This is a genomic window from Bartonella sp. TS82HLJMH, assembly GCF_042193495.1.
Taxonomy (GTDB): domain Bacteria; phylum Pseudomonadota; class Alphaproteobacteria; order Rhizobiales; family Rhizobiaceae; genus Bartonella; species Bartonella grahamii.
This window is the reverse complement of record NZ_JBHILU010000054.1, coordinates 1-2,337: the sequence shown is the minus strand read 5'-3', so window position 1 is coordinate 2,337 and position 2,337 is coordinate 1. Positions and strand designations below refer to the sequence as shown.

Genomic DNA, 2,337 nt, shown 5'->3' with positions numbered 1-2,337 from the left:
AAATCAATCAAGACCAATATGATGCTGCGCAAAAATATCTTGAAGTGAAAAACAATTACCTATGTGCAAAAGGATTGCCTAATGCAATTTATGATAACTTTACTCCTTCATCAAATGAGGAGGCACAAAAACGGTGGATTTCAAGAGCAACTCATTGTTATGAAGTGACGAAAGAGGCTATCAAAGAAGCACAACACCTCTATAGACAGTATAATCTTTATGCTGCATTACAATATCTTGTTATAGAAGATCAATCGCTAACACATCTTGTTAGTTCTTTGCGTATTGTTCTTAATGCGCTTCATAAGCACTTTAGCCGTTAAAAAAGAATTGACATCAGATGAAAAATCATTAAAATGTGTATATATTTACACATTATGAGTTTAGGGAATGGAACAAGATAGCCGAAAAATCATTGCAAAATTAAAGCGTGATGGCTTTGAACTTGTCAAAGTAAAAGGTTCTCATCATAAATTAAAAAAAGATGGTAAGGTTGTTATTGTTCCACATCCTAAAAAAAATCTTCCGATTGGTACAGCACGTTCTATCGCACAACAAGCAGGTTGGTTAAAAAAAGGAGAAGAAAAATGAAAAGATTTTTTGCTCTTGTTCATAAAGATGAAGATTCTGCTTTTGGTGTTCAGTTTCCTGATTTTGAGGGACTTTTTTCTGCTGCTGATGAGGAAGAAAATTTAATCGCAAACGCAACAGAAGCACTTCAACTTTATTGTGAAGATATAGATATAGTGCCCATTCCTTCAAAATTTGAGGAAGTCATACAACGGGAATCTGTCAAAACAGCTTTGTCAGAAGGAGCTTTTTTAATACAAGTCCCATTTATTGAAAATGATGCAGAAGTGGTACGTACGAATATATCTATTGAAAGAGGACTCTTACGTGCAATTGATGATTGTGCACAAGAAAGAGGTTTAACAAGATCTGCTTTTTTGGCAACAGCAGCGCGTCACGAGCTTAATATTTAGATTTTCTTCTTTTTTGGCTGTGTCAATACATACCTTTTTGTTTCTAAAAACACCATATTTAGGTAAAAAAATAAAAAAAACACAAGATCATGATTTTTTTGTTGACATGATGTGAAAAATCATATTTAATGACAGCACGGCACTGGTCGTATTGTGTCTAAAATTCAAAAATATCCCCTAAAAATTCAGTAAAATGTGAACTTGAAACGTGGCTAGAAAGCCCTGTTTTCTGGGTAATTCTGGCTAATCAATTTTTCACAGAATAAAAATCAATTTTTGACTAATGATGTCATTAATTATGACTCAAAAGGAGCAATGATGAAAGCTGTCATCACTAAGCCAATGTGTGTTGTTGGAGACAATAAAAGCACTGTTCGCTTTGAACCATCAACACCCAATAATCCATTTGTTGAAGTTTCCAATCAAGTCTACGCACGTCTCAAGCGCGCTAATGCTGTAAAACCTTTTGTTGGAGTCAAGACAACAGCAAAAACAGACAAGGCAGTTGAACAAATTAAGCAGATAAAACAAGAAGCCGTACAAACATCGTCTGAACCAGTGACAGAGGAAATTCCACTCGAACAGCCAAAAGCATCTAAAGCTTCTAAGTCATCAACACCTACTCCCAAAAAGGCTTAGAAGTTGAAGTTAATCATCCACCAAAAATGGTATCTTCAACAGGTGAAGGATACCTTCACCAGTCTTCAAGCACCACGCCTTAATTGGGCTTTGCGTAATGCTGTAAATACCTCTGCAAAACAAGTCGAACGCTTTGCAGAAAAACAAATTGCCGATGTTACATCTGCCCAATCAAAGCGTGTCAAAAAAGGCGTTTATATTAAAGGAAAGGCTACTGCAAAGCTTCTCGAGACAGATATCATTGGTTCTGGAACACCGATACCTCTTAAATTTTTTCAAGCAAGAGAAACAAAACGCGGCGTAACTTACACAATGTTTGGAAAAAAAGAAATCTTACCCCATGGATTTATTTGCGGTGGAAAATTTCCTAAGCGTGTTACGCTAAAAATGGGAAACAATGTTTTTCAAAGAGCAGATGGAGATCAATTCCCTATTGCAAAACAAGAAGGACCCTCAATTGCTGGAGTTATGTCCAAGCCAAAAATTGCAAGTACTATTGTAAAAAAAGCCAATGAGAGATTAATTGCCAACATACAGTACCAACTTGCTCGTCAAGAATATGCCGCCAATAAGAAAACTAAATAATGCTCTTAAGCTATGTCAACACACTACTCACTTTAATTGTAATTTTTAAAGCAGATTATCACTTGCGCTTTGGTTTTCTCCAGAAAAAATACAATAAAATCAATGCAAAAGGTACTTCCCAGCGGGTTGG

Annotated in this window: 4 protein-coding genes and 1 pseudogene; all 5 read left to right on the top strand. The window is 35.8% G+C overall.

Annotated features, from left to right (window positions below):
• Nucleotides 1–323, top strand: a pseudogene (locus ACFIKO_RS09105) (hypothetical protein); the annotation flags it as partial.
• Between the two features lie 67 nt (nt 324–390).
• Entirely contained in the window at nt 391–591 is a 201-nt protein-coding gene (locus tag ACFIKO_RS09100; RefSeq protein ID WP_007553727.1) for a type II toxin-antitoxin system HicA family toxin, read from the top strand.
• Nucleotides 588–983: a type II toxin-antitoxin system HicB family antitoxin gene (locus ACFIKO_RS09095; RefSeq protein WP_005864994.1), complete on the top strand. Its 396-nt coding sequence runs from the start codon at nt 588–590 to the stop codon at nt 981–983. Before ACFIKO_RS09100 ends, ACFIKO_RS09095 begins: the two co-directional genes overlap by 4 nt.
• 318 nt (nt 984–1,301) lie before the next feature.
• Nucleotides 1,302–1,622, top strand: a complete 321-nt coding sequence (locus ACFIKO_RS09090) for a hypothetical protein (protein ID WP_375673826.1) — start codon at nt 1,302–1,304, stop codon at nt 1,620–1,622.
• Nucleotides 1,623–1,625: 3 nt separating this feature from the next.
• A complete protein-coding gene (locus tag ACFIKO_RS09085; RefSeq protein ID WP_375620604.1) occupies nt 1,626–2,207 on the top strand; it encodes a hypothetical protein in 582 nt (193 codons plus the stop codon).
• Nucleotides 2,208–2,337 lie beyond the last annotated feature (130 nt).

Bases quoted from the DNA above. Each gene is read 5' to 3' on its own strand.
- ACFIKO_RS09100 (WP_007553727.1), top strand. From the start codon at position 391: ATGGAACAAGATAGCCGAAAAATCATTGCAAAATTAAAGCGTGATGGC.
- ACFIKO_RS09095 (WP_005864994.1), top strand. From the start codon at position 588: ATGAAAAGATTTTTTGCTCTTGTTCATAAAGATGAAGATTCTGCTTTT.
- ACFIKO_RS09090 (WP_375673826.1), top strand. From the start codon at position 1,302: ATGAAAGCTGTCATCACTAAGCCAATGTGTGTTGTTGGAGACAATAAA.